A 24,620-nucleotide genomic window follows, 5' to 3' on the forward strand; every position below is an offset into this window, starting at 1 on the left:
TTCTAAAACAGAATGGCGACCGCTGAGCTCCGTAAAATGCATTCCATATTATCAACGTCATGATTAGCGCCATTGGCGTCAAGAATAGCGTCATCAGTGGCGCTATTTGTCATCTGATTCAAAAGTTCATCTAAAATGTTATCTATTTGAGCCAGCATAAATTCAATAAATACCGTAGATTCTCCCTCCACATGGCATTTTGCTATCGCATCATAATAATCATCCTGAAATTTTTCAATCTGGCTTTCTATTGGAATGTATTCAAAAATAGGATTCCATTTAACCAAAATGGCTGTGTGCCACAACCTTGCCATCCTGCCATTGCCATCAGCTTATGTCAAGTATAGGACAAAAAAAATTTAGCAAATTACTATCTCTAAATAATCTGCTTACTGATTACGCACTGTTCGTCTATTTTTCGTGGAACTATGCTTGAAAAATTTTCTGTTTCATATCTCCCATACTGATTTCTCAGCATTTCCAGAAATATTCTACATTCTTTTTCATCAACAAAATCATATTTATCGTTTTCTGTAAACGGAATTATAAATACAAAAATAGTATCCAAAATTCTTAATTCACCATAACAATATGGTATCCTATAATCACATAGCTTTTTTCTCGTAAAAATGTATAATTCCGGTTCTAATATTAATCTTTTACACTTAAGTAACACAACATCTGGCAACTGAATATTATCGTTTCCATATCGAAGCCAATCTATTGTTTTAACAAAGGGAAACAACGATTCATTCCCAATAAGACCTATTACACATTTTACAAAAGTTTTATAAACATGTTGAGGAACATAATCTTTGACGTAAGTAATTTTGATATTACCACTACTGTCAGGCTTTTGGTTCGAAATAACAACTGGTCCTTTCACTTTATTTTCTTTTACAAATGCTTTTATACTCTCAAAGCATCCCCAGTCTGACTCATATTCTTCTTTTTCATAATCAAAAAATCTTGCATATCTACCATCTGTAAGTTGAAAAATTGGATAACCATTTTTTCCTTTAAGTCCATATTGTAGTCTTTTCCATACAAGAAAATTGCACAAATCTTCCTCAGCGTTTCTTGCAAAATAATCATTACATGCATCGCACTCTTCTCTCTGTATAAATTTAGTATTTCCAAGTGCCTCTGGTATTGCATGTGCGATTTCCTGATATCTTGTTTTACCATCCTTTACACTACCACCACAATAAATACATTTTCTTTTTCGTTTATCTTTTTCACCTTTTATCACTTTTTGTTCGGGTACTATCATTTGTATTTCATATGGATATATATCTAAATATTTTTGTATATTTCCCTTTACTTCCATATACTCCTTCATTTCTAATGCAATTGTCTCATCTGTCTCTCCTTTATTATAATATGGTAATGATTCTTTCAAGGTATCGTACAATTCATTAAACTGTTCATTATATGGATAAATATAAATATAGTTTTGGATTGGCACATCCCTAAAAAATTTTATCAAACGATTTACTTCTTTTACCTTTGAATATTTACGTCCCAAAAAATCAACAACTCTATTTTTCCCTTCGCAAGTCATTTTTATAGGCTGTTCATTAGAAACATTATCTAATGTTAAGTTAAAAAGAATTCCATTCAAAAATGGATTTACTTCGGCTACAGGTGACATTTCCATTATCAATAATCTTTGTTCATCTATGAAAACAATCTTTGCCACTACATCCATACTATACTAATCCTCCAATATCTTACATACATCTAAAAAAATCAAAATTAACAAACCTTTTCAAATATCTCCGGCAAAGAAGACATCATAATTTGCGTATTATTTGTAAACTCATACAACAAAAAGACCTTTATAATCCGCTTTCCCTTCTGCTGATAAACCTTTTCCGATGCTTTTAATTGTTCATATGCTTCCCTAATGTTCCTTGAATAGAACTTTTCTATCAGATCCACCTCCGGGACCTGTTGTTTTGCGCCTATCCCCATAGTGCCAGACTTTAATTCAAAAAGAAATATCACATCTTCAAATTCTATGTAAAAATCCGCACTCTTTTCTTTTCCTTCAGGGATTTTATCCCACATATCCCGATGCAAATACAATTGTGCCAATTTCTGAAAATACTCCTCAAACATATTGCCAAATGCATTTAAAAATTTCTGCCCCTTGTGTTTATCTAAATAGTAATCTCTCTCTATCCAATATAATCCATCTGCAAAAGACATTTGCAAAAGGTGCATACTTACTAACAGGGTCTGTTTATGCTTTTGAGTTTTCACAAATGGTTTCGAGTAAAATATTTGCTTTTTTATCTCGCAATTTCGAACCTGATCATAGTCAACGGAATAATAGTCTATAATTCTTTCGATTTTTTCTCTTGTTACACTTTGAGAAACCTTTCCTTGATACATATTTTCCGGTGCCGTCAACGGATCAGAATGCTGACCGCACAACCATAATATAATCAGTTCAGTCATTAACAATTCATCGAGTCCGAATCCAAATTGTTCCCTAACGATTGCATTGATGTCAATTATCTCTTTTCTGCAAATTTTATCAGATGCAACCAGAATATGATAATTTCTATTGAAATTTTGTAAAGTCCAAGCCAGATTCTGAAACTCGAACTGTTCATATGTCATTCCCATAAGATAAGTAAAAACTCCAGCCAACGATACTTCATTCAAATAATGTATCTTAGATTTATCGTTTTCAAATCCTCTATACAAATTTGTCACATAGCCCGCCATATCTTCTGTCATATGTCCTTTCCGGTAATCATTGCTTTCACAAATAGATGTATATATCATGTCAGGAATATCCCACGCCGAAAGCATTACTTCTACATTTCGTTGAATAAATCCATATTGGTGTATTTTCAAAGGGAAGTTAATCGTTGCCTTTAATTCATTTTTATCAGTGTTTTTTAGCTGTTTCTGATATATTTTTATAGACATTTCTCCCCAAAATTTAATAAATTCTCAGTTGAAGTATTTTTTACAAAAGAAACAAAATCTTTCACTTTCCGCTCTCCTAAACACTACGCACTTTACCCGTTTTCCAGTCCAGACTAAGGTATTTCTGTGCTTCCTCTGTTTTTTCTATATTCTTAAAATCTCCAAGAACTTTTCTGCTGTACACCCCCTTATATGCTCCGTCTCTTCCCATTAATACTTGTAATCTTGTTGAATCAGCACAATCTGCAAGTGTTGTAATACAACAATTTGCTGGCATACAATTACTTCGAATATGCCCTGTAATACTACCATGATGTGATATACAGTAATATGTTGATTTACACAAATTGGGCATACAAGTTGATACATTCTCCCAACCTTCCGTCTCAATATCTCCTGTAAATAGCATACTATTTTCCCCAAAACATATCTGATATAAAACAGATGTATTATTGATATTGTTCTTTGGTGCCTTGTTTTTTTTGTTGAAACTGACATCTGGATACAGAATATGAATATTGTTTGTAGAATTACCAATAATCGGATCTATAAATTTAACTCCTAAAGCACTTAATTGTAATAAAATACGATTATATGTAGGCTGTTTCCAAGGATATTGTGTATTCATCCATACTTCTGTATTGGCATCAATCCATCCTCTTTTAATTAAATGTTCAATTCCGTTAATATGATCATAGTGCAGGTGTGTAATCATCAATTTTGATATTCTGTCTATTCCAAACTTATTGAAAATAGACTGTAAACAATCTTCCAAATTAGAACTGTAATTATGCTTATTGGTAAAATCAAATGCCGAGCAGTCTACCATCCACATATTGTATGAACCATTTTCGCAAAAAACGATAATGCTACAGTTTCCATGTCCAACATTTATATGATATGAGCATACGTCTGATATATCTTCATTTACTTCCTTGGGCTGATTTCCGTAATTTTGAAATCCAATCGTTCTGATTAGTTGCTTATTAAGTTCGGTATGCACAATGGATGTGGGATTATCCTCTGCTGTTTGAAATTCTCTACCATCGTAATACACAAACTCTCCTTCCGGAATCATAATTTGATTTTCCAGCCGCATTTCTCTCAGATTTATATCATAAGCATCAATATCATATATGTCATCCATGCTATCTTGCATCAGTATCATCTGGTCACGATATAACTCCTCTATATCATTCTCTCTCCATCCACTTAGATAATACCCATGAACAAAGTATAATCCTTCTTTTAATTCAAATTCTCGCTTCATACTAAAACTATTATCCATATTGGAATCCCCCTCGTATTTTTATTCTTACTTTTCCCTCCATGAAAAAACATCATCGCTCATTAATTTGTCCATCCATACAATCTTTACAGATAAAATCGTCATCTATAGGAAAAAATAATTCTCCACATCTCTCACAGTACTTCATTTCATTCAACTGATATTTCGTTCCACAACAAAAACAAAAATATGATGAATCTGTTTTTACCATACTATCAGTATCACAGTCAGGGCAGGTAAATAAGGGAAATTCACCCCCATGATTCCCTACCTCATATTCAGATATATGCAATACTTTCTCAATATATTTTTTTGCAACATTAGCCGGCTTCTCAGAATAACCACAATAATAGCACTCGCATTGTGTATTACCATCACCATACCTTAATAACATTTCTCCGCATTCCGGACATTCCATTAAATATTCTTGCAATGTAATATTTAACGCTCTTGAAATGGCTAGTTTTACAGCATCATCATGATGATTCTTCAATTTTTTTGTTTCAATTTGAAGCCTTTTGTAATATTCCTTTTCTCTCTCTGTCAACCCATCACTAAGCATATTAGATGGTATTTCAAACTCGTTTTAGTTTTTCCCTAGAAAATCAACAATCACTTCAACTGCATTATTAATTACACTTTCCACAGCTCTAGGGTTATTATCGATTGCTCCATGTTCAAATCTGTTTCTCGTTTCTCTAAGTCGCTTTAACTGTACTTTCTGTTTTTCAGCAAAAACATATCCACACAAATTTTCTAATCGTTCGATGGCTGTATTACTATCAACCGTTTTTAATGAACCATCCGTATATTTATTCCTTGAAGCATGATTCATATCATCAAAAATATAAGTCCAATGCTCTATATCCAACCGGCTTTTAAATACAAGCTCTATACCGGCGGATAAATGAAGCAATGAATATTTTAACTATTATCTATCCCTCACTATCTCTTCCACGTTTTCCTGTTCTGCATTTTGAAGGTGTTCAAGACCTGTAATTATAAAATCTAATCCATTTTCCAGCATAGTGTATTTCACGTTCATGCGCCTCCCATATACTTCATGTCAAAGCATTTCCCATATTTATACAGTTTTATTAACATGAGTTTTTATATAATCCGCAACGTCATCTATTTCCGGATAAATCTTTGCCTTATTTATTCCTAAACTTTCCAATTCATTTAATAACTCGGCCTTTTTATCAATAATGCAGATTGCAATCTTTTTATTATCCAATTTTAAGCGCAGATTTGATAATGTATTATACTTTTTGTTACCATATATTTCATCAAGCAGTCCACAAACAACAAATGCGCCTTCTTGATTATCAATTCTTCTGTTCTTTTTTGCAGGAATACAAACAACAGCATCTCTTATATCCTCTGCCCTTATTTCCGATTTAAACCCCGGACGTTCCATTCGCACCTCGTGAACGAGTCGTTCAACATTATCATTAAAATCATTCACATTCGATGCCTTAATAAAACTTGAATGGTAAAATTGCATTTGTTCACTTTTGGTAAATAAGGGAAGTGATGCAAGCATTGCAACAGTATCACTTTGAAAATATTTTATTGAATCCAGATTCTGTGAAAAAATTATTATTTCACCATGATACGAATGTTGGGATTCACAGGCAAAAAATAGTGCAATCAATGGATTTTGGGTAATATCTAGCAATCTTGTTGGTAATCCATAGTGTTGCATTTCTGCCAGTTTTTCTATATGAGATTTTAATCGTTCAAATTCAAAAGGACATTTCGCCATTAATTCTAAATACATTTTCTTTTCGTTTGATAACCATTCTTCTTTTCGAAATAACGATGGTTTCAAATCATAAGAAACTTTACTGTGCCCTCGAAAAAACAGTTTGCCATCATTTTTTCTTATTTGTCCCAAAAAATCTACATACTGATTAATTGAAGATATGAAGTTAACCTCAACCTTGGCTGCATCAAAAACAATTCCGTTTGACATCCTGATATCATACTCATACTCATGCTCATGTTCATTCCAAGTTCTGTATAACTCTTTTACACAATCAAGCTTCTTATCAACAGATTTGTACATTTGAAAAATAAAATAAATAATGGCAAAATAATTGTATTCATCAAAAGAACATTTATTTTTTGATGTTTTTTCTTCAAGTTCTTTAAGTACCGGTAGCATTATTGTTTCGAGTTCCTTAGTGTTTGTAGCATACTTTCCTGCGAAAACCTTAGCTAATGGAGAATCTAATCTCTTCAAATTATTTTCAATTTCAGATTTAGAAGTTCTCGGTCGCCCTATTAACGGATTAATATCACAATATCCTTCTGATTGCAATTTTTCAAACATCATCTTCTCAAAAGCACTTTTGACAATGGCATTATATTCCAATTCTCCTAGTTCACCATAAAAGAAAAAAAACATTTTACGTTCCTCCTTCGTATATGTCACAGTTTATTACTGTTACATTACACAACACAATTTTCAAATTACTGATACTTTTCCACACCTTCAATATTGGTTTTCTCATCATAATCAAAAACAATTCCCACACTATATCTTGCTCTAGTTATTGCAACGTAAAATTGAGACCTTGTTTTGGGTTGCAATTTTTTTGAATGATCCTTCATCCAGTTTTTCATTGTTCCGGTTGGATAAATTAAGACTCTATCATATGTTAATCCTTTAGACTCGCCCATATTTATTGCAGAATACCCGTCATTTACTTTTACTGTTCTCTTCTCCCTGAGTTGTATTGGCTTAAATTCTTCTAAATATGCATCAACATCATTCGGTCTTACCAAATAAACTCCGTCATGCCCTGTTACCTCAAATTGCTTTGTTCCAGTTTCGCCATATTCTTCATACAACTGCGATGAATATGAACATATACTTTGGTTATTTCTGTAAGAATCATTCAAAGTCTCTTTATCAATAATGCAATCTATTTTTTTACACTCACTTCTAATAAATTCTTCTATCTTACCATCTGCATACTTCTTATACTTTGCTTCATTATGCGTATGATATGTTACCTGTCTGGGATCTCCTACCATTGTCACATCACAATCCGCTTGCAACATACTTTTTATGATGTCTAAATCATATCCCGCCAAATCTTGAATTTCATCTATATATATCTTAGGATAAATCCTGCTAATTCTTTGCGAAACCCTTCCTTTAGTCTCCTTTTCACAACGACATACAAATTTTGCAATCTTATCAGAATACATTTTCATTCCATCCGTGAAATAAAAATTTCTATAGTCCTCTTCTGCATAATATACCGGACCATATTTACCATTATATTTTTTCCCAGACTTTTCATTAACTAATATCATACCATTAATCTTATCATCTAAGACCACTCCCTGAAATGGTCGAACCCCATGCTGTAAAAGAAATGAGTACCATGTTTGTATGGTAACATTATGCGGAACACAACCATTAAGTTCTACAAATTTTTTACGGATTTCCAGTTCATTAGCAATAGTGTATGTTGTTATTAACACACTGTCCGATTGTTGCATCGCCTGTCTAACCAAATATGTAGTTTTACCAGATCCTGCTGCCGCAATTATCAATCTATTTACCATTTGATAGCCTCCAAAATATATTCCGGTATTTCTATCTGTTCAGAAGATTCGAAGATTTTCAATCCGCATTCCGTTTTGTTATGCTTCATAAATTTCCTCAAATCGTCCTCATCCGTATAAGCAGTACCAAAAATACGATTTAACTTATCTAAACCATTAGCTTTCAAAAGTTTCGGTTCTAAAGTGTTGTAATTATAATCACTCTTGCCAATCTTAAGTGTCCCTGTGTCCACAACATCATCAACACATATCTTTATATATTCTTTCTGATTTGCACCTATATAATTTTCATACTTTTTGTTGATAGCTGCCAAATCCCCATCGTTATCTGTAACAACCGCGATTTTTGTCTGAATACAATCTGCAATCTCAAGGAAACGTAAAAATGATACACCTACGGAAATCACTTCTATACCATCCTCTATCGGCAACCGCCCATCATTAAGTTGCATATATGCTTTTTGAATCACCAGCTCGTCCGAATCTCCTTCACACAAAATAGCTTTCTTACATAAAATCATTCGCAATGTATCATACCCAGCCACCTTCTTAAAGAAATTATATGTATCTCCCGATAGTTCAGAAAATTTTATTATCCTTAAATTCTCAAGTAGCATCACTTTCCTCAATCCTAACTTATTTGCAACCAAACTACTATGTGTTGAAATAAGTATCTGTTTTTCTGCATATTGTTCCGAAATACACTTAATCAATTGATTCAATCTTGTATGTGACAGATGATTTTCTGGTTCTTCTAACAAAATAATACTTGCATTTTGTGAGGTACGTTTTGCTAATGCCAGTTCCGTCTTAACAACACATTGCTCTCCCTTTCCCACATAATGAAATGGTATTTCATCCAATTGTGTAACAAGGCTATTCTCCCATGCATTTATAGTAACCAATTCTACTGATAATGCTATTTTTTTATCTGTCAAACTTGCATCCTGATTTATTTTATTGTTAATGGCTTCTATTGAAGGATCATTAATAAATGTATCCCTCATTTTTCTATGTGCCTGTGCAATAGATGTTATATCCTCCGGTTCCAATGCCCCCTTTATAATTCTTGACAAATACAGATCATTTCCACTTTGATATCTATATTCAGATGAATCAATCAAACTTGATTTATAAGGTATGCCACGTGTTGTGATTGCATCTCTGGCAAAGGTTGTCCATGTAATATCATAATATTCAATTGGCAAGCTTTTAACATTGCCCTGTTGCACTAATGCCTCATATTCATCTGCATATTTGTCATTAAATGCAATTTTGAAGCAAAATCCTTCCGCACTGTTATCTCTATCTGAATTTGCATCCCCATTCATCAAAGGATTTTCATCCCCACCAAAAAAGATTTCTATTGTTATGTATGGAAGTGCTATAGGTGCCGTGCCTAACAAAACAATATACTCATCTACTGCCTCTTTATTAAAAATATACTGCGAAATTTCATTCCAAATACTCTTCCCGCTAATAATTCCGGTTAGTGCCAGATTTATAGCTTCTAGTATTGTAGACTTTCCCGCTTCATTATCTCCAACAACAATGTTTAAACCTTCTTCAAGAGTAATTTCAAAATCTTTATAGCATTTAAAATTATGAATTTTGACTTTTCTAATAAACATTCTATATCTCCTCATATTGCTCATATGTATTTCTGCCAAAAACAACATCTTTTCCCATCATGAGAAATATACTATATTACCTATTTCTATACACTTACGTATAAATCCAAGATTTCATCTCTATTTTTTCTTCTAAGATAATATTTCTGCTTTCCTTCCCATGGCCACCGACTTCATATACCACCATATGTATATACTGCTTGTGCTCTTTCTTTTGATATTTTGTCAAGTATATGCCTAAATTGTAACCTCCACTTAACTTTCTCTTTATTTCCTTATCCAAAATCTCAAAGTACTTACTATTATTATTTATTTTCTCTTTTACAATTTCGCTCATTGGAGAGTCAAACAAAAAAGTGTGATAAATTGATATTGTTTCCTGATATCTAAGCATAGCATATGGTATATTGTACTTATTTACTGCTTTATAACTATACGCATGAGATTCCATAAAAACTTCATACATATGTTCCATTACAGAATTCGGTATATTAACTCCTACAATACCTCTAATATCCTGCTTTATCCTTCTCCAATTCTTTTCAATAATTTCTTTTATTTCCTCGGACTCTTCTGTTTTTGTTCTTATTTCCGTGTTCCCCAATGGTGATGGCTTATATAATGAGCAATTTTTCATCTCAGCCTCATTCCAATACGGAAAGCCTTCTACCGCTCGACCTGTATGTTTCCCATAAAGAGTTACTTTATGGGTTACATTCTGCATCATTTCTTCCCCATACATATTGACAATCTGAATTGGATTTCCACATTCAGGACAAATCGAATACAAAGAAAGTCGTTTATCCTTATTAGTTCTGTAATAAGGATAATCATGGCATGTCTGTTTTTCAAATTCATCTACTGAAAGTTTCAGTGCCTTTCCTTTTTCTATTGCAAAAACATCCATATCATCAAACCTCCCGATTCAAACTATTTTTCCTTTCTGCTCTTTACCATTTCGAAAAATCTATTAAGTATTCCTATCCCATCCCAAGGACCAATCGAACATAAAAATCCGGGATTCTCCCGATCTGCTTCCATACGTAGCTTATCAATCAGTAAAATATTTTCAACCTGAAGCTTTGATAAACCTTCAACATCTCTTCTACGCTGATTTACACTTGTGGAATTTATGTACTTAAATAGTTTTCCTAAAATCCCTGCTACTACATCCGATAACTGCACGAATATGTCTGTCTCAGATTTCACAAAGTTGAAATTATCTGCCATATTCTCCCCCATTGCTATCTGCTTTTTTACTATGTCCTGTACTGTCGTTTCCTCATCAAATATGTGCCTTGACTTCTGATATTTTCGGATAGGGTCAGCATAGAATTCCGCATAGTTTTCCTGCATAACATAATCATCGTTATCATGTAAAAATACTAATTCATCACTCTGTGCTGCCCTGGCAAGCATTCCTGCTAGGAACTTTTCCTCTTCCTTCATTTCTCTCCTGCTCCCGAGCAAGAACAGTAAGTCATTACAAAATGCTTCTACATCCTCCCGCTGTATATTGGGGTACTTATATTTGAACATCAAGATTTGTAATGCGTCTGCTTTCCCTTTAAACATATAATAAAATACACTCTTCATTTTAAAATAGTCATATCCAAATTCACTTATCTCATCAGGTTTTACAATGGAATCGAATATTTCAACAAGTGTATAAAATAAATTATTCACATTAGTGTAATGAATATAAAAAGGCGATTTATCTATCCATGATAAAGTTTCAAATAATCGTCTTTCCTTCACGCACTGCAAAAAATCACCTTTTGCATACAGATTTTTAAACTTAATCTCTTCTACATTTGCTTGCAACTTTAATGGTTTGCGGAATGTTTCAAGCGAAGCTTCTACTTTTTCTTCCTCTTTTCTTACTAACCCTGCCAGCACAAAGTCAGCTGTATGATCCGTATTAAACTGCTGCTTACTATCATCAACCCAAAACTTTCTGCAATTATTACTTTCATCATAATAGAACACATACTTCGTTTGATTGTTGATCCCCCACATATCACACAGTTCCTGTTGCATGAAAACTAATGGATCTATATTCTTTTCTTCTGCCATAGAACGAATACCTCCCATATCAGAATTGTTCAACCTCTTCCAACACTTATATTATAGCACTTGAATATACCTTTTTCTATTCTTTTAAACACCAACGACCTATTTACAATACACAATGTGCATTCCACATTTTACACATTACACACGCTTCCGCGTTTTGAAAGTCTTTCCACTCATTGTCGATATAAATAAGAGGTAAAATGGATCAGGTTCCTAATAACTCTAAAAACAATAACTGAATTATAAAAAGGAGATACTTACACATGAATACACTTATTCCCATTACTGAGAAATACCTTGAATACTGTAAATCATAGAAAAGACTATACTATAAGACAATTAAAGCATATCGAATTGATTTAAAACAGTTTACATCCTTCATTGCATTCTGCGCATGATAAAACGAGATTCCAGATCTTATCATCTTTTACAAATGACCATGGAATAAAATGGTCTACGTGAATGCTCTTCTGCAATTTTTTTCCGCAATAAAAGCATGTATTCTCTTCGAATTCTTTTCTAAGAATTTCTCTATATACCGACAGATTATCTCTGCGCGGTGTTGATAATTCCAATTTGTTTATTACTCTGATCAGAACATCATCATTGTTAATTTGCTCCAGCATACGCGCCCAGGAATAATAATTTAACTTTTCAAGTTCGTATTTATATTTCAATATAAACTCATAAACACAGGGATTCAATGTAAGGCCAGATTCTTTCAAATCAAATGAATAAATCGTTCCATTAAAATCATTATACAGTGCCCCAATAACATTCTTTTAGCATTCCTGTACAACCAATTTAATAATACTTGTTCTCTTTCCTTCTTCAATAGATGCAAACTCTAATATGGATAACAACGGATTTTCCGTTGTTGCTTCCTGGAAAATTTTTTCTATCTTTGAATACTCCGATTTTCCATCTTTTCTCATTTGACACAAATGGTACTTAACAACTAAATTCCAATAGTTTTCTGCAAATTTGGCAAATAACTGCTCATACGTATAATAGATACCTTGTTCTTTGCTTTTTCCCGAAAAAACATTATCCAAAATTGCCTTAATCAAGCCAAATTTATATGTATTTCTTTTTCTGCACTCATCTGAAAATACATAGTTGAACAATGACCATATATACTCTTCATCTAAGTCATATTTTGTTATTAAACCACATTTTAAATCCCAGCCTGCCATGCAACTATCACTATCTCCAATCAAACACAATGTTAGAAATCATCATCCTCATCACTATCATCATCAAAATCCACGGCATCCCCGAACAATGCTATATGCTCTTCACGACTGGTACAAAGCATTTCATCTTTCATTATCTGTTTCGAAAGCATCGATTTCTCCATCATCATTTAAATCCATCCATTCACGCATATATAATACCCCCTGATTCACCGCAGGTTCACCTGCAGACCTTCTTTTTCTCTATCATATCACAGATATTAGTATTTGTGTCGCATTTCAGGTGACAAAAAAGCTACAGTTTTTCCTGCATTTATGTATCTATCATAAGATTTAAAAAGACCGCTCCCCAAAATCTCAACCCGAGATCCTGGAAAGCGGTCTTCATCATTTTCCTTATTCAATATTCTGAGCAAGACGATAAGCCGGGTTATGTCGTTGGATGGTCATCTATCTAGACCGTCCGTCACCGGACGGCTCAAGCGGCCTACCCGGAAGCAGACGGGCCGCCTTATGCTTCCTGTTTGGCCTTGCTTCGAGTGGGGTTTGCATGTGCCCTCCCTGTTACCATTGAGGCGGTAGTCTCTTACACTGCCTTTCCACCCTTACATGTTTCCATGCGGTTTATTTCTGTTGCACTGTCCCTGAAGTCGCCTTCGCCGGACGTTATCCGGCACCCTGCCCTTTGAAGCCCGGACTTTCCTCTCCTGCATCCCTTAGGACTGCAGCAGCGACCATCTGTCTTACTCAGAACTTGTTCATTTTAGCATATATTTATTTTGATGTCCAGACGTGTGTTTATATTTTTTTCGTTACGGCTTTTACAGATAATGTCCATATGGATGCACACTCCTATGAAAATACCACAGAAAAAAAGCGGATACAACTACACGTTCAGGCAGCTTCCCCCGATAAACTCCCTGAGAATCGAAGTCTTCGGGATCACATCACTGTCGATGGCAAGGAAATAGTCCAGGAATTTGAGGAGCCGTTTTGCCTCATCATACTCTTCCCGGTCTCTCGGGATATTGAAGAGCAGCGGTTCCGCATAGAGCTTCAATACCGCAAGCTCATACACAAGCGCGGAGTTAAACATCACATCGGCGCTCTCCTGGTACGGGAAGATATTCTTGTCCTCGCCGCGGCGCACCGACGGCCAGCGCTCGATCGTCTCTAACGCGGAGGTTCCTCTTGTTCTCGCGTCCCGCACCATCCGGCGGATCAGTCGTCCGTCAGTTGTCGGGATCCGGTTGTGCTCATCCACATTCAACTGGGTCAGGGCGCTGATGTAGATCTTAAATTTGCTGTCCTTCGGAAGTTCTGAGGACATCGCGTCATTCAGGCAGTGGATGCCCTCGATGACGAGAATATCCTTCTTTCCAAGCTTCAGCATTTCGCCTTTGTATTCCCTCTTACCGGTCTTAAAGTTAAACCGTGGAAGTTCGATGGTCTTACCGGAGAGCAGAGCGTTCATATCCTCATTAAACTGCGGAATATCCACGCACCCAAGCGCCTCAAAATCCGGCTGCCCGTTCTCGTCAAGCGGATACTCTTCCCGGTTGCGAAAATAGTTGTCCACAGAGATCGGATGCGGATTGTATCCAAGCGCCGCAAACTGAGTTGAAAGCCTGTGGCTGAAGGTTGTCTTACCGGACGAAGACGGTCCCGCGATCATCACGATCCTGCGGTCCGGATCCTTCACTGCCTTCTCAGCAACCTGACCGATATTTTTCTCCTGCAGCGCCTCCTGCATCAGGATCAGATCCTGCCCTCTGCCGTCCACGATCATCTTATTTAATGCGCCGACGTTCGGTACCTCCAGGCTGTCACTCCAGCGGTAGGAAGAATGCAGGATTGAAAACAGCTTCTCCCGGATCGCCGGATGCTCCACATGTTTCGGATCCGTTTTCACCGGAAGCAGGAGCAAAAATCCCGCATGACACGGAACAAGGTCAAAATACTTCACATAACTTGTGTCCGGAACCATATATCCATAAAAATAGTCCTCAAACTCCCCAATGCTGTAAATATTCACCCGCGACGCCCGACGATACTGGAACAGCTGCTCCTTATCATGCATCCCATGCTTTCCAAAGAGCTCCACCGCGTCATCTGTATTGACACTCCGCTTTTTCACCGGGATCGCTGCGTCCCTAAGTTTCTCCATATGTACCTTCACTGAAGTCAGCAGCTTCTCGTCTACCGGAATATCCCCGACAAGTTCTCCATAAATCCCGTTTCCCAGAGCAAAGTCGATCTGGATCTTCCTGATCTTCTCTCGCGGAATTACCTCATAAAACGCCTTCAGCATCAGAAAGATCGCACTGCGCTCATACGTCTTATAACCTGCATTTTCCTTCGCTGTGATAAAAGAAATCTCAGAATCTCCCGCCAGAGTCTTTTCAAGCTCCCTGAGCTTTCCATTGACCCGCACAAGCAGGATATCATTCTCATACTGATCCTGAAAATCTCTCGCGATCTCCAGATAGGTTGTTCCCTCCGGATACGATCTTTCGATTCCATTCACCTTAACAACTGCCATAAAACCACCTCCCACAACCTCTCCGCTGATGCCATTCACAACATCAGCAACAACCATCTCATTTCGATCTATAGCACCGGTCAGCCTCCGATCCCGGGCGCCTGTTTTTCGGGGATTGGCTTCCTCTTAGCTCGCAGGTGAATGCGTTGGAGGAAAGGTGACACTTGTCTGAGCGAAGCGAGTTGTGTCACCTTTTCTCCGCCCTTAGCATTCGCATGCAAGCTTAGAGGAACCGCCCCGAAAATCATCTCAGCCCGGGGGCGGAGGCTGACCGGTGCGTCCCCGAAGCCAATTACCTACACCGCGACCGCCGGAAACTTCACCGCCATCTTCACGACTTCGATATCATCAGGTAACTTTTCCTTCAAAAATCCTTCCATGAAATCCATGAAAATATGCTCCAGCCCATAATGACCCGCATCAATGATCATCATCCCCTGAGCCGCCGCGTCGATTCCCTCATGGTGGCTGATATCTCCGGTGATAAACGCCTGAGCGCCTGCCTTCAGTGCCTCCTTAAGCTCACTTCCACCGGCCCCCGGGCAGGTAGCTGCCTTCACAATTGGAGTATCCTCATAGAGCTCACTTCCATAAACAGTCACAAACGGAAGTCCAAACCGGTTCTTAACCTCTCTCGCGAGCTCCAAGCCCTTCATAGGCACTTTCAACGATCCTGTCTTACCGATTCCGTACTCCGTCCCGGAAATCTCTCCCATGGCCTCCAGCGGCTTCTGATCGGTAAAATTCAACCGGTCCGCCACAATATCTGCCATACACCCCGGCGCCGAATCAAAATTTGTATGCATCGCATAGTATGACACATCCGACTGGATCAGGGACACAAGCCGTCTTCCAATAAAATCCTCGTCCGAAACATGCTTCACCGGCTTAAAGATCAGCGGATGATGGCTTAACAGCATATCTGCCCCGATCTCCTTCGCCCGCTCCACCGCCGCATCATCCGCGTCCAGCGTCAAAAGGATCTTCTTCACGTCCTTGTCGATCCGCCCTGCTAAAAGTCCCGGATTATCCCAGTCACAGGCACAGGACTTCGGCGCAAGCGTCTCTAAGATTTCAATGATCTCCCTGCATTTCATGCTGTACCTCCTGATTTTCTTTTAACTGTAATTTCAACTCGGAAAGCCGCTCTGCCGCCCGTTCGGAATCCCCCGCTTTCGCGGAAAGATCCTCGATGAACCGCAGAAGCTTCGCCTCTTCCTCCTTCAGATATGTAAGAAGAACAGGGTTCTTCGTTCGGATCAGATAATCGCCGTAGAGCATGCGGCTGTCCTCAGAAAGGCTTAAAACATCCGGATCCACTGTTTTTCCCTCAGAATCTGCGTCTTTCTCTCTCCGCACATCCATCACTGTATAAAACTTCCCGTCTTCAAGGACCATATCTTCCTTCCGGATCACAAAACCGTTCTCAAAAAGCCATCTTCTGACCTTAAAGATCTCCGACTGCGGTGATAAGACCCACTGTTTCACCGGATCCCACATATGTCTTCCGTTTTCCAGGATCTTAATGATCAGCTCGCCGCCCATTCCCGCGATCACGACAGAATCTGCCTCTCCCGGCAGAAGCTTTGCGACACCGTCAGAAAGTCTCGTCTCGATCTTATCGGCAAGTCCAGCCAGGGCAATATTCTCCGTCGCCCTGGATAACGGACCTTTCCGCACATCCATAGCCACGGCCTTCTTCGCGATCGTTCTCCTGACAAGCTCCACCGGAACATGTCCGTGGTCCGTCCCAACGTCTGCCGCGGACTCCCCAGGTTCCACAAACGAGAGCACCAGCTCCAGGCGTTCTGATAATTTCATATTGATTTCTCCATTTCTCTTTTACATGACTGCTTTTCGATTTCGCAGCCGTCTTTTTGTATTTCCCGGCAGTTTAACTTCGCCCCGGAGCACACAGACAGACAGGCCATCCCTGACTGCCTTTTCCTGCACAGATCTTTTCCTGCTTCCCATATCTTTTTACTCATCCAGATAATCTTTCAAGATCTTACTCCTGCTCGGATGGCGCAGTTTTCTAAGGGCCTTCGCCTCGATCTGGCGGATCCGCTCCCTCGTCACGTTGAACTGTCTTCCGACCTCCTCCAGAGTCCTCGGTCTTCCGTCATCCAGGCCAAATCTCAGGCGCAGAACTTTCTGTTCCCTCTCAGTGAGCGTTGACAGCACATCCATCAGCTGTTCGTGGAGTAGCGTGTAGGTCGCGGCATCCGCCGGGACTTCCACATTATTATCCTGGATAAAGTCCCCGAGGTGGCTGTCCTCCTCCTCGCCGATCGGAGTCTCTAAGGACACCGGATCCTGAGAGATCTTCATGATCTCACGGACACGTTCCACCGGCATATCGAGCTCCTTCGCGAGCTCCTCCGGCGTTGCCTCACGGCCAAGCTTCTGGACTAACTGTCTCTGGGTCCGCACAAGACGGTTGATGGTCTCCACCATGTGTACCGGAATCCGGATCGTTCTCGCCTGATCCGCAATGGCGCGGGTGATCGCCTGACGGATCCACCAGGTCGCGTAGGTGCTGAATTTATAGCCTTTCCTGTAATCAAACTTCTCGACTGCCTTAATGAGTCCAAGATTTCCCTCCTGGATCAGGTCGAGCAGCTGCATGCCCCGTCCGGCATACCGTTTTGCGATACTCACCACAAGACGCAGGTTCGACTCCGCAAGCTTCTTCTTTGCCTCCTCGTCACCGAGCTCGATCTTCTTTGCCAGTTCGATCTCCTCATCCGGGGAAAGCAGCGGCACTTTTCCGATCTCTTTTAAGTACATCCGGACCGGATCATCTACACCGATCCCCTCCGGTACGGATAGATCGATATGCTCCACATCAATCTCATCCTCCGGATCTGCATCTTCATCCTCCGAAAACAGATCCGGATCCATATCATCATCGTTCGACATTTTTAAGACGTCGACATGTTTTTTATCCAGGAAGTCGTATATGCGGTCCAGCTTCTCGGGTGTCAGTTCTTCCCCCGCAAAGGCATCCAGAACTTCCTTTTCATCAAGGACGTTCTTTTTACTTTTTGCGAGTTCCAGAAGTTTTGATAACTTCTCTTCAAATGTAAGTGTCTTTTCCTCCATAATTCCATCCTTCCCGGCACCTGACGTTCCTCGTGTCTGCCTTTTTGCTTCTGCTTCTCTCAGTCAAGTGTGATATTCAGGACAGCCAGTGCTGACTGCTGCCTGATGATTTCCTGTAACTCTCTGATATCTGCTGTTTTTCCCTTTACCTCCAGACTGTGTTTCTTTATCTTTTTGACGGTTTCCGAGAGCGCTCTCCTCTGTTCCTCATTATTTAAGGACTCGCTGAGACTCGCGTGGAATAAGGCCGCCACTTCCCTGTATTGTTCCTCGCCCTCGATGAAATGATTCAGGATCTGCGCGGGGTTCACGCTTCCTGTTTTTTCATATTCATCGAAGACCATGGATGCCGCTTCTCTGTAAAGCTCGTCGTCAAAATCCTCCGGTGTGATAATGCCGCGGATCTTTTCGAAAAGCTGCGGACGCTCGATAAGCCAGGTGAGAAGCAGTCTCTGGGACTTCCGGATCCCGTCCTCCTTCTCCTTTTTCTGGCGGGTCCGCTCCTTATCGTACTCCCGCTCCCTTGTGGTCACTCCGATGAGTCCGCCCATGGAGTTCACGAGGTTTTTGAGATCCGTCTCCGGGATCATATACTCCCTTGCAACAGCTTCCGTGTAATTATCACGCTCCAGCTTTTCCGGAAATTCCAGAAGCTTCTTCGCGATGGCGTTATAAAACCCTGTCTTCGACTCCGGGTCCTGCATGTTGTACTGGCTCCGGATCACGGAGATTTCGAACATAAAGCTTCCGACGGCATTGTCGATCCGCTTCTGGAATTCCTCTTTCCCAAGATTCTTGATAAACTCGTCCGGGTCCTTATAGGGCTTCATATTTAAAACCTTGATGGACATTCCAACCTCTTTTAAGATCGGAATCGCGCGGAGCGCCGCCTTCACTCCCGCCCCATCGCTGTCGTAGGTCAGGACTACCTGATCCGTGTAGCGCTTTAAAAGCATCGCGTGCTGGGACGTAAACGCGGTCCCCAGAGATGCCACAGCGTTCGTAAATCCGGCCTGATGCATAGCGATCACGTCCACATAGCCTTCACAGATCAGCATATATTTCGCCCTGGACGTTCTCGCGAAATTCAGTCCGTAGAGATTCCGGCTCTTATCAAAGATCTTCGTCTCCGGGGAGTTTAAATATTTCGGCTCCCCGTCCCCCATTACACGGCCACCGAAACCGATGACACGGTTATTGACGTCTAAGATCGGGAACATGACACGGTTCCAGAATTTATCTCTGGCCCCCCTCTCATCGATAAAGAAAAGACCTGTCTCTTTTAAAATATCGTCACTGTATCCCTTCGACCTCATATACCGGTAAAGGTCGTCCGGCACCTTGCTGGAATACCCAAGGCCGAAGTGGCGGATCGTATCGTCCGTCAGACGGCGTTTCTCCTTAAAATAGTCGTATCCAACCTTTCCGGACGGCTGCTTTAACTGATAATAAAAGAAGTTCGCCGCGAGACGGTTGATCTCAAGGAGCGTATTTTTCAGGTCTGCCTGAGCTCTCGCCTCCTTTGAGTATTCCACCTCCGGCAGGGCAATTCCCGCCCGGTCCGCCAGCATCTTCACGGCTTCCACGAAGGTATAATTTTCATATTCCATCACAAAGGTGATGACATTTCCGCCTGCTCCGCATCCGAAGCAGTAATACATCTGCTTTCCCGGTGAAACGGAAAAGGACGGGGATTTCTCATTATGAAACGGGCACAATCCGAAATAGTTTGCGCCCTTTTTCTTTAAATTCACATACTGGGACACGATGTCCACGATGTCATTTCTTGTTCGTACTTCCTCGATCACTTCTTCCGGGTAATACACGCTTCATCCCTCCCGCGATATGTATTTTCCGCAAAACCGCTCTGCACTTTCCTCTCAGAAACCTCGCAGATCCGCCGGATCCGTCTCTCAGACATTCCAGCCTTTCGGTACAAATAATTCTTCAAACCGGTCGATGGCATATCCATCGCTCATCCCGGCAATATAATCACAGACGACCCGCTCTCTCTTCTCCCCGCGAAGCTCCATCATCGCCAGGTACTCTTCCGGCAGCTCGTCCACATGCTTCAGGTAGTATTCGTAAAGTGTCACGATCAGCTGCTGGGCTCTTCCCTCCTCGCCCTTTGCGGCAGGATTGCGGTACACATGTTCAAACATCCATTCCCTCAAGCCCCGCATGGCCCGCTCTACGTCCGGGGACATAAAGATCGATGGCCTGTCCATACTGTTATTGATAATATCATGGATCATGATATTCAGGCGGTCCTTTACGGTATCCCCAAGTACATCTGCGTATTCTCTCGGAATATCCCGCTCGGTAATGATCTTTCCGCGGATCGCGTCGTCGATATCATGATTGATGTATGCGATTTTATCGGAGAACCGCACGATCTTTCCCTCCATGGTCGCCGGATTTCCGGACGTTCTGTGATTTAACATTCCGTCGCGGACTTCCTTTGTGAGGTTCAACCCCTGTCCCTTTTTTTCCAGGATCTCCACCACCCGGACGCTCTGCTTATAGTGGGCGAATCCGTCCTCGCAGATCTCATTCAATATGTATTCCCCCGCATGTCCGAAAGGCGTGTGGCCGAGATCATGCCCCAAGGCGATCGCCTCAGTCAGGGACTCATTCATCCGGAGTGCCTTTGCGATCGTTCTCGCGATCTGGGATACCTCTAACGTATGGGTCAGTCTCGTCCGGTAGTGGTCCCCTTCCGGAGCGAGGAAAACCTGGGTCTTATCTTTCAGGCGCCGGAATGACTTGCTGTGCAGGATCCGGTCACGATCACGCTGATAGGCAGGGCGGATATCGCAGAGCGGTTCCTCCCGGTCACGCCCCAGCGTCTCACTGCTTAACGACGCGTAAGGACTCAGATTCTGGCGTTCCCACTGTTCCATCGTTTCCCTGATATTCATACCTGACCGCCTCCTTTTCCGGCGCAGCCCGTCATTCCCACGGGCGTACATTTGTTCTCCGTCCTAAGAATATACTTTTATAGTATATCATATTTTAAGGCATTTTAGAACCACGATTCCTGTCCTTTTACTGAAAAATATGTAAAATTTCTGAAATTTTTTCGTTCAGCTCCCACTGAGATAAAACAGCCCGGCAGGCCAGGTCTTTTGCAGAGTATCTCCGCCTTCCCCTGTCCTGCCGGACTTACAGTCATTCTATTCTTTTTCTTTCAGAGACTCCGCCATGTCGCCTCTTACATCTTCTCACCCGGGATGACCGGAACTGCGCCCTGCGGAACCGGGCAGGTATAGCCGCCATAGCGTTTCATCTTCTTGTTGAACTCGTCCTTCGCTGCCTGTAAAACATCCGGCTTCTCCATAAGGTCGATCGCGGTAGCCGCAATGACCTTTCCCGCTAACAGCATATTCTTGTGGGCAATGGATGTCCGTCCACAGGAGACATTCTGCCAGGAATGCCCCGGCGCCTGCGCCGGGAATGTGGATGTGTTGATCTGCGCCGTCGGAATGCACCAGCTCACATCACCGACATCCGTGGATCCCATTCTCGGTTTCTCATAGTAGAGATACGGGACAAGGAACTCATTCATCGGTGTCGTGCCGTGTTTGGACTTCTCATCAACATATTCGTAGATATCGCTGCTGTCCTCCGTTGCATCTCCCGGAAGCTTGTCAGACTTCATTTCAACAGAATCGTAGAGGGCTTTCGCGTACTTTAATTCTTCCTCCGTGTAATGGCAGACACCGAGATCATTGAAGTTGTCCCACATAAGGGACTCCAGGACCTTGTTCGGAACGGTATTGGAGCAGCCGTCGATAAACTTCTTCTCCATCTTTGTATCTGTCATCATGGATGCCGCAAGAGCAATACGGTCGACTCTCTCCTGAAGCTCCAGTGCGTCCTTTACCCAGATGGAGCGGACCATGTAGAGGACCTGTGCCTTCGGCTGTACCACGTTTGGAGAATCTCCACCGGCATCCGTGATGGAGTAATGGATCCTTGCGCTGTCCGGCATATGCTCTCTTAAGAACTGGACCCCGATATTCATAAGCTCCACCGCATCGAGGGCAGAACGTCCCTTGTCCGGCGCACCCGCTGCGTGGGAGGCAACACCGGTAAACTTATACTCTGTCTGGATACAGGTGTTGCAGGTACCGGAAGTGACCTGATTCACATTCCCCGGATGCCAGGTGAGGGCCGCGTCGCACTCCGCGAACACGCCGTCTCTTGCCATAAATGCTTTCGTAGCGGCACCTTCCTCACCAGGACAGCCGTAAAGAATTACCTTACCGCTTCCCTCACCTTTTTCTTCCAGATATTTCTTGATGGCAAAAGCCGCAGCCATGGCCCCCGCGCCTAAGAGGTTGTGACCGCAGCCGTGACCGTTTCCGTCTGTGACAAGCTCTTTTCTGGTCTCAGATCCGGCGATCTGGGAAAGACCTGTCAGAGCATCATACTCGGCGAGAATTCCGATCACCGGCTTTCCGGAACCGTAGGAAGCGCGGAATGCAGTCTCAATGTTGTCAAAGGGATGTTCGACAGTAAATCCTTCTTCTTTTAATACCTTTGCGTAAAGTTCACCGGATTTGTACTCTCTCAGGGAAAGCTCCGCATAGTCCCAGATCTTATCGGATACGTCGGTGATCACGCCGGATTTCTCGTCGATATAATCGAATGCTGTCTGTTTGGATGCTGACATGTCATGTTCTCCTTTCAAAAATCCCGCCAGGCAAGACTCCAAAAGTCTGCCTGGGCGGGATATGCCTCCTGTTAAAACAGCTTTTCCCGCTGTTCTTTCATCAGTATAATACCTTGCTTAAAAATTCCTGTGTCCTCGGATTCTGCGGATGATTAAAGACCTCATCCGGAGTGCCTTTCTCCGCGATCACGCCGCCATCCATAAAGAATACGCGGTCTGAAACCTCCCTCGCAAATCCCATCTCATGGGTTACGATCACAGTAGTCATTCCTGTCTTTACAAGGTCTTTGATAACATGAAGGACCTCTCCTACCATCTCCGGATCAAGGGCGGAAGTCGGCTCATCAAAAAGCATAACATCCGGTTCCATCGCCAGCGCGCGCACGATCGCAAGACGCTGTTTCTGTCCACCGGAGAGCTTCTTCGGGAACTGGTTTTCCTTATCCGCAAGACCAACGCGATTTAAAAGCTCCCGCATCATCTCGTCGGCTTCCTTCTGGGTTTTCTTTCCAAGAAGGACAGGGGCAAGCGTTACGTTTTTTCCAACTGTAAGATTATTGAATACATTAAAGTGCTGGAATACCATTCCCATCTTCTGGCGATGCAGGTTGATATCCACATTCTTGTCAGTAATGTCGGTTCCCTCAAAATAGATCTTGCCGGATGTCGGTGTCTCAAGGAGGTTTAAGCAGCGTAAAAATGTACTTTTACCACCGCCGGACGGTCCGATAACGGAAACGACCTCTCCTTGATCGACATGCTCGGTAACACCTTTTAATACCTGAAGACTGCCGAAGGATTTGTGCAGATCTTCTACACGGATCAGTTCTTTTTCATTAGCGCTCACTTGCGTTCATCCTCCTCTCCAGTAAGGCAATCAGTTTGGACATAATAAATGTCACGCCGAAGTAAATGATACCAACGATGGTCAACGGCTCAAGTACACGGAATGTAAGACCGTTGATGGTCTTAAACTGGGTCATAAGTTCTCCGATAAAGAACGTGGAGGCCAGAGATGTCTCCTTGACGATCGCTACGAACTCGTTGCAAAGCGCCGGAAGAATATTCTTGACTGCCTGCGGGAGAACGATATGGATCATGGTCTGGCGCGCGTTTAAGCCCAGAGAACGTGCTGCTTCAGTCTGTCCGACATCGACAGCCTGAATACCTGCGCGGACGATCTCACAGACATAAGCGGTAGAGTTTACGCAGCATGCAGTCATAACGCATGTAAACTCGCTCAAGTTGAAGAACGGAAGCCAGGTCGGCAGCATAAAGTAGAAGAAATATAACTGCAGCAGGATCGGCGTACCGCGGATAATTTCGACATAAACGGTAGCGATCAGCCGGAGCGGCTTAAATTTTCCGATGCCCACGTTGCTGCGGCGCATCAGTGCCATCAGAGAACCGAAAACGGTACTGATGAGGACGGTGAGGAGACCCATAAACAGTGTCATTCCAAGACCCTGTAAGAATAAGTTCCAGTACTTCATCCAGACTTTTAACATGACGTTAAGAAACTCCATCTGGAAAACTCCTTTCGTAGATAAAACTTGAAAACAGACAAAGGTCT

General features: G+C 41.4%; 22 protein-coding genes and 1 other RNA gene. All 23 read right to left on the reverse strand.

Going from position 1 to position 24,620, the window contains the following annotated elements; all coding sequences use genetic code 11:
* Positions 1–2: 2 nt before the first annotated feature.
* Complete coding sequence (locus DW826_RS18700) at positions 3–305, reverse strand: hypothetical protein (protein ID WP_242994109.1); 303 nt, start codon at positions 303–305, stop codon at positions 3–5.
* 71 nt (positions 306–376) lie between these two features.
* Entirely contained in the window at positions 377–1,711 is a 1,335-nt protein-coding gene (locus DW826_RS14215) for an HNH endonuclease (protein ID WP_117553062.1), read from the reverse strand.
* A gap of 47 nt (positions 1,712–1,758) precedes the next feature.
* A complete protein-coding gene (locus DW826_RS14220; RefSeq protein WP_117553063.1) occupies positions 1,759–2,946 on the reverse strand; it encodes a hypothetical protein in 1,188 nt (395 codons plus the stop codon).
* Positions 2,947–3,022: 76 nt separating this feature from the next.
* Positions 3,023–4,234, reverse strand: coding sequence for an MBL fold metallo-hydrolase (locus tag DW826_RS14225; protein ID WP_117553064.1), 1,212 nt, complete (start codon positions 4,232–4,234; stop codon positions 3,023–3,025).
* 52 nt (positions 4,235–4,286) lie between these two features.
* Entirely contained in the window at positions 4,287–4,781 is a 495-nt protein-coding gene (locus tag DW826_RS14230; protein WP_181968086.1) for a hypothetical protein, read from the reverse strand.
* A 39-nt stretch (positions 4,782–4,820) separates the two neighbouring features.
* The gene (locus tag DW826_RS14235) at positions 4,821–5,150 is read right to left on the reverse strand and encodes a hypothetical protein (protein ID WP_117553066.1); all 330 of its coding nucleotides are present in this window, start codon (positions 5,148–5,150) and stop codon (positions 4,821–4,823) included.
* Between the two features lie 168 nt (positions 5,151–5,318).
* Positions 5,319–6,647 carry an FRG domain-containing protein gene (locus DW826_RS14240; protein ID WP_117553067.1) on the reverse strand — a complete coding sequence of 443 codons (1,329 nt, stop codon included), beginning with the start codon at positions 6,645–6,647 and terminating at the stop codon, positions 5,319–5,321.
* A 65-nt stretch (positions 6,648–6,712) separates the two neighbouring features.
* Entirely contained in the window at positions 6,713–7,819 is a 1,107-nt protein-coding gene (locus tag DW826_RS14245) for a UvrD-helicase domain-containing protein (RefSeq protein WP_117553068.1), read from the reverse strand.
* Positions 7,813–9,450, reverse strand: a complete 1,638-nt coding sequence (locus tag DW826_RS14250) for an AAA family ATPase (protein WP_117553069.1) — start codon at positions 9,448–9,450, stop codon at positions 7,813–7,815. The genes DW826_RS14245 and DW826_RS14250 overlap by 7 nt, the downstream gene beginning before the upstream one ends.
* A 94-nt stretch (positions 9,451–9,544) precedes the next feature.
* Positions 9,545–10,357 carry a hypothetical protein gene (locus tag DW826_RS14255; protein WP_117553070.1) on the reverse strand — a complete coding sequence of 271 codons (813 nt, stop codon included), beginning with the start codon at positions 10,355–10,357 and terminating at the stop codon, positions 9,545–9,547.
* A 23-nt stretch (positions 10,358–10,380) separates the two neighbouring features.
* A complete protein-coding gene (locus tag DW826_RS14260) occupies positions 10,381–11,526 on the reverse strand; it encodes a DUF3800 domain-containing protein (protein WP_117553071.1) in 1,146 nt (381 codons plus the stop codon).
* A 782-nt stretch (positions 11,527–12,308) separates the two neighbouring features.
* The gene (locus tag DW826_RS14270; RefSeq protein ID WP_117553073.1) at positions 12,309–12,722 is read right to left on the reverse strand and encodes a hypothetical protein; all 414 of its coding nucleotides are present in this window, start codon (positions 12,720–12,722) and stop codon (positions 12,309–12,311) included.
* Positions 12,723–12,754: 32 nt separating this feature from the next.
* Positions 12,755–12,892: a hypothetical protein gene (locus DW826_RS18340; RefSeq protein ID WP_181968087.1), complete on the reverse strand. Its 138-nt coding sequence runs from the start codon at positions 12,890–12,892 to the stop codon at positions 12,755–12,757.
* 235 nt (positions 12,893–13,127) lie between these two features.
* Positions 13,128–13,472, reverse strand: an RNA gene (gene rnpB / locus DW826_RS14275) — RNase P RNA component class A.
* 136 nt (positions 13,473–13,608) lie between these two features.
* A complete protein-coding gene (locus DW826_RS14280; RefSeq protein ID WP_117553082.1) occupies positions 13,609–15,264 on the reverse strand; it encodes a nucleoside kinase in 1,656 nt (551 codons plus the stop codon).
* A gap of 296 nt (positions 15,265–15,560) precedes the next feature.
* Entirely contained in the window at positions 15,561–16,361 is an 801-nt protein-coding gene (locus tag DW826_RS14285) for a Nif3-like dinuclear metal center hexameric protein (RefSeq protein ID WP_117553074.1), read from the reverse strand.
* On the reverse strand, positions 16,339–17,085 hold the full coding sequence (locus tag DW826_RS14290) for a class I SAM-dependent methyltransferase (RefSeq protein WP_117553075.1): 747 nt from the start codon (positions 17,083–17,085) through the stop codon (positions 16,339–16,341). The genes DW826_RS14285 and DW826_RS14290 overlap by 23 nt, the downstream gene beginning before the upstream one ends.
* A gap of 159 nt (positions 17,086–17,244) precedes the next feature.
* The gene (gene rpoD, locus DW826_RS14295) at positions 17,245–18,369 is read right to left on the reverse strand and encodes an RNA polymerase sigma factor RpoD (protein ID WP_117504659.1); all 1,125 of its coding nucleotides are present in this window, start codon (positions 18,367–18,369) and stop codon (positions 17,245–17,247) included.
* 59 nt (positions 18,370–18,428) lie between these two features.
* Positions 18,429–20,195 carry a DNA primase gene (gene dnaG, locus DW826_RS14300; protein WP_117553076.1) on the reverse strand — a complete coding sequence of 589 codons (1,767 nt, stop codon included), beginning with the start codon at positions 20,193–20,195 and terminating at the stop codon, positions 18,429–18,431.
* 87 nt (positions 20,196–20,282) lie between these two features.
* Positions 20,283–21,290 carry a deoxyguanosinetriphosphate triphosphohydrolase gene (locus tag DW826_RS14305; RefSeq protein WP_015554152.1) on the reverse strand — a complete coding sequence of 336 codons (1,008 nt, stop codon included), beginning with the start codon at positions 21,288–21,290 and terminating at the stop codon, positions 20,283–20,285.
* A 293-nt stretch (positions 21,291–21,583) separates the two neighbouring features.
* Positions 21,584–23,047, reverse strand: a complete 1,464-nt coding sequence (locus DW826_RS14310; RefSeq protein WP_015554151.1) for a M20 family metallopeptidase — start codon at positions 23,045–23,047, stop codon at positions 21,584–21,586.
* 100 nt (positions 23,048–23,147) lie between these two features.
* Positions 23,148–23,873 (reverse strand): amino acid ABC transporter ATP-binding protein, encoded by a 726-nt coding sequence (locus DW826_RS14315; protein WP_117553083.1) that lies wholly within the window; start codon positions 23,871–23,873, stop codon positions 23,148–23,150.
* A 10-nt stretch (positions 23,874–23,883) separates the two neighbouring features.
* Complete coding sequence (locus tag DW826_RS14320; RefSeq protein WP_015554150.1) at positions 23,884–24,573, reverse strand: amino acid ABC transporter permease; 690 nt, start codon at positions 24,571–24,573, stop codon at positions 23,884–23,886.
* Positions 24,574–24,620 lie beyond the last annotated feature (47 nt).

Source organism: Clostridium sp. AM34-11AC, from assembly GCF_003435375.1.
GTDB classification, from domain to species: Bacteria; Bacillota; Clostridia; order Lachnospirales; family Lachnospiraceae; genus Pilosibacter; species Pilosibacter fragilis.

Bases quoted from the DNA above. Each gene is read 5' to 3' on its own strand.
- DW826_RS14215 (WP_117553062.1), bottom strand. From the start codon at position 1,711: ATGGATGTAGTGGCAAAGATTGTTTTCATAGATGAACAAAGATTATTG.
- DW826_RS14280 (WP_117553082.1), bottom strand. From the start codon at position 15,264: ATGGCAGTTGTTAAGGTGAATGGAATCGAAAGATCGTATCCGGAGGGA.
- DW826_RS14260 (WP_117553071.1), bottom strand. From the start codon at position 11,526: ATGGCAGAAGAAAAGAATATAGATCCATTAGTTTTCATGCAACAGGAA.
- DW826_RS14220 (WP_117553063.1), bottom strand. From the start codon at position 2,946: ATGTCTATAAAAATATATCAGAAACAGCTAAAAAACACTGATAAAAAT.
- DW826_RS14225 (WP_117553064.1), bottom strand. From the start codon at position 4,234: ATGGATAATAGTTTTAGTATGAAGCGAGAATTTGAATTAAAAGAAGGA.
- DW826_RS14305 (WP_015554152.1), bottom strand. From the start codon at position 21,290: ATGAATATCAGGGAAACGATGGAACAGTGGGAACGCCAGAATCTGAGT.
- DW826_RS14255 (WP_117553070.1), bottom strand. From the start codon at position 10,357: ATGGATGTTTTTGCAATAGAAAAAGGAAAGGCACTGAAACTTTCAGTA.
- DW826_RS14245 (WP_117553068.1), bottom strand. From the start codon at position 7,819: ATGGTAAATAGATTGATAATTGCGGCAGCAGGATCTGGTAAAACTACA.
- DW826_RS14250 (WP_117553069.1), bottom strand. From the start codon at position 9,450: ATGTTTATTAGAAAAGTCAAAATTCATAATTTTAAATGCTATAAAGAT.
- rpoD (WP_117504659.1), bottom strand. From the start codon at position 18,369: ATGGAGGAAAAGACACTTACATTTGAAGAGAAGTTATCAAAACTTCTG.
- DW826_RS18340 (WP_181968087.1), bottom strand. From the start codon at position 12,892: ATGATGATGGAGAAATCGATGCTTTCGAAACAGATAATGAAAGATGAA.
- DW826_RS14285 (WP_117553074.1), bottom strand. From the start codon at position 16,361: ATGAAATGCAGGGAGATCATTGAAATCTTAGAGACGCTTGCGCCGAAG.
- DW826_RS14310 (WP_015554151.1), bottom strand. From the start codon at position 23,047: ATGTCAGCATCCAAACAGACAGCATTCGATTATATCGACGAGAAATCC.
- DW826_RS14290 (WP_117553075.1), bottom strand. From the start codon at position 17,085: ATGAAATTATCAGAACGCCTGGAGCTGGTGCTCTCGTTTGTGGAACCT.
- DW826_RS14240 (WP_117553067.1), bottom strand. From the start codon at position 6,647: ATGTTTTTTTTCTTTTATGGTGAACTAGGAGAATTGGAATATAATGCC.
- DW826_RS14320 (WP_015554150.1), bottom strand. From the start codon at position 24,573: ATGGAGTTTCTTAACGTCATGTTAAAAGTCTGGATGAAGTACTGGAAC.
- DW826_RS14270 (WP_117553073.1), bottom strand. From the start codon at position 12,722: ATGGCAGGCTGGGATTTAAAATGTGGTTTAATAACAAAATATGACTTA.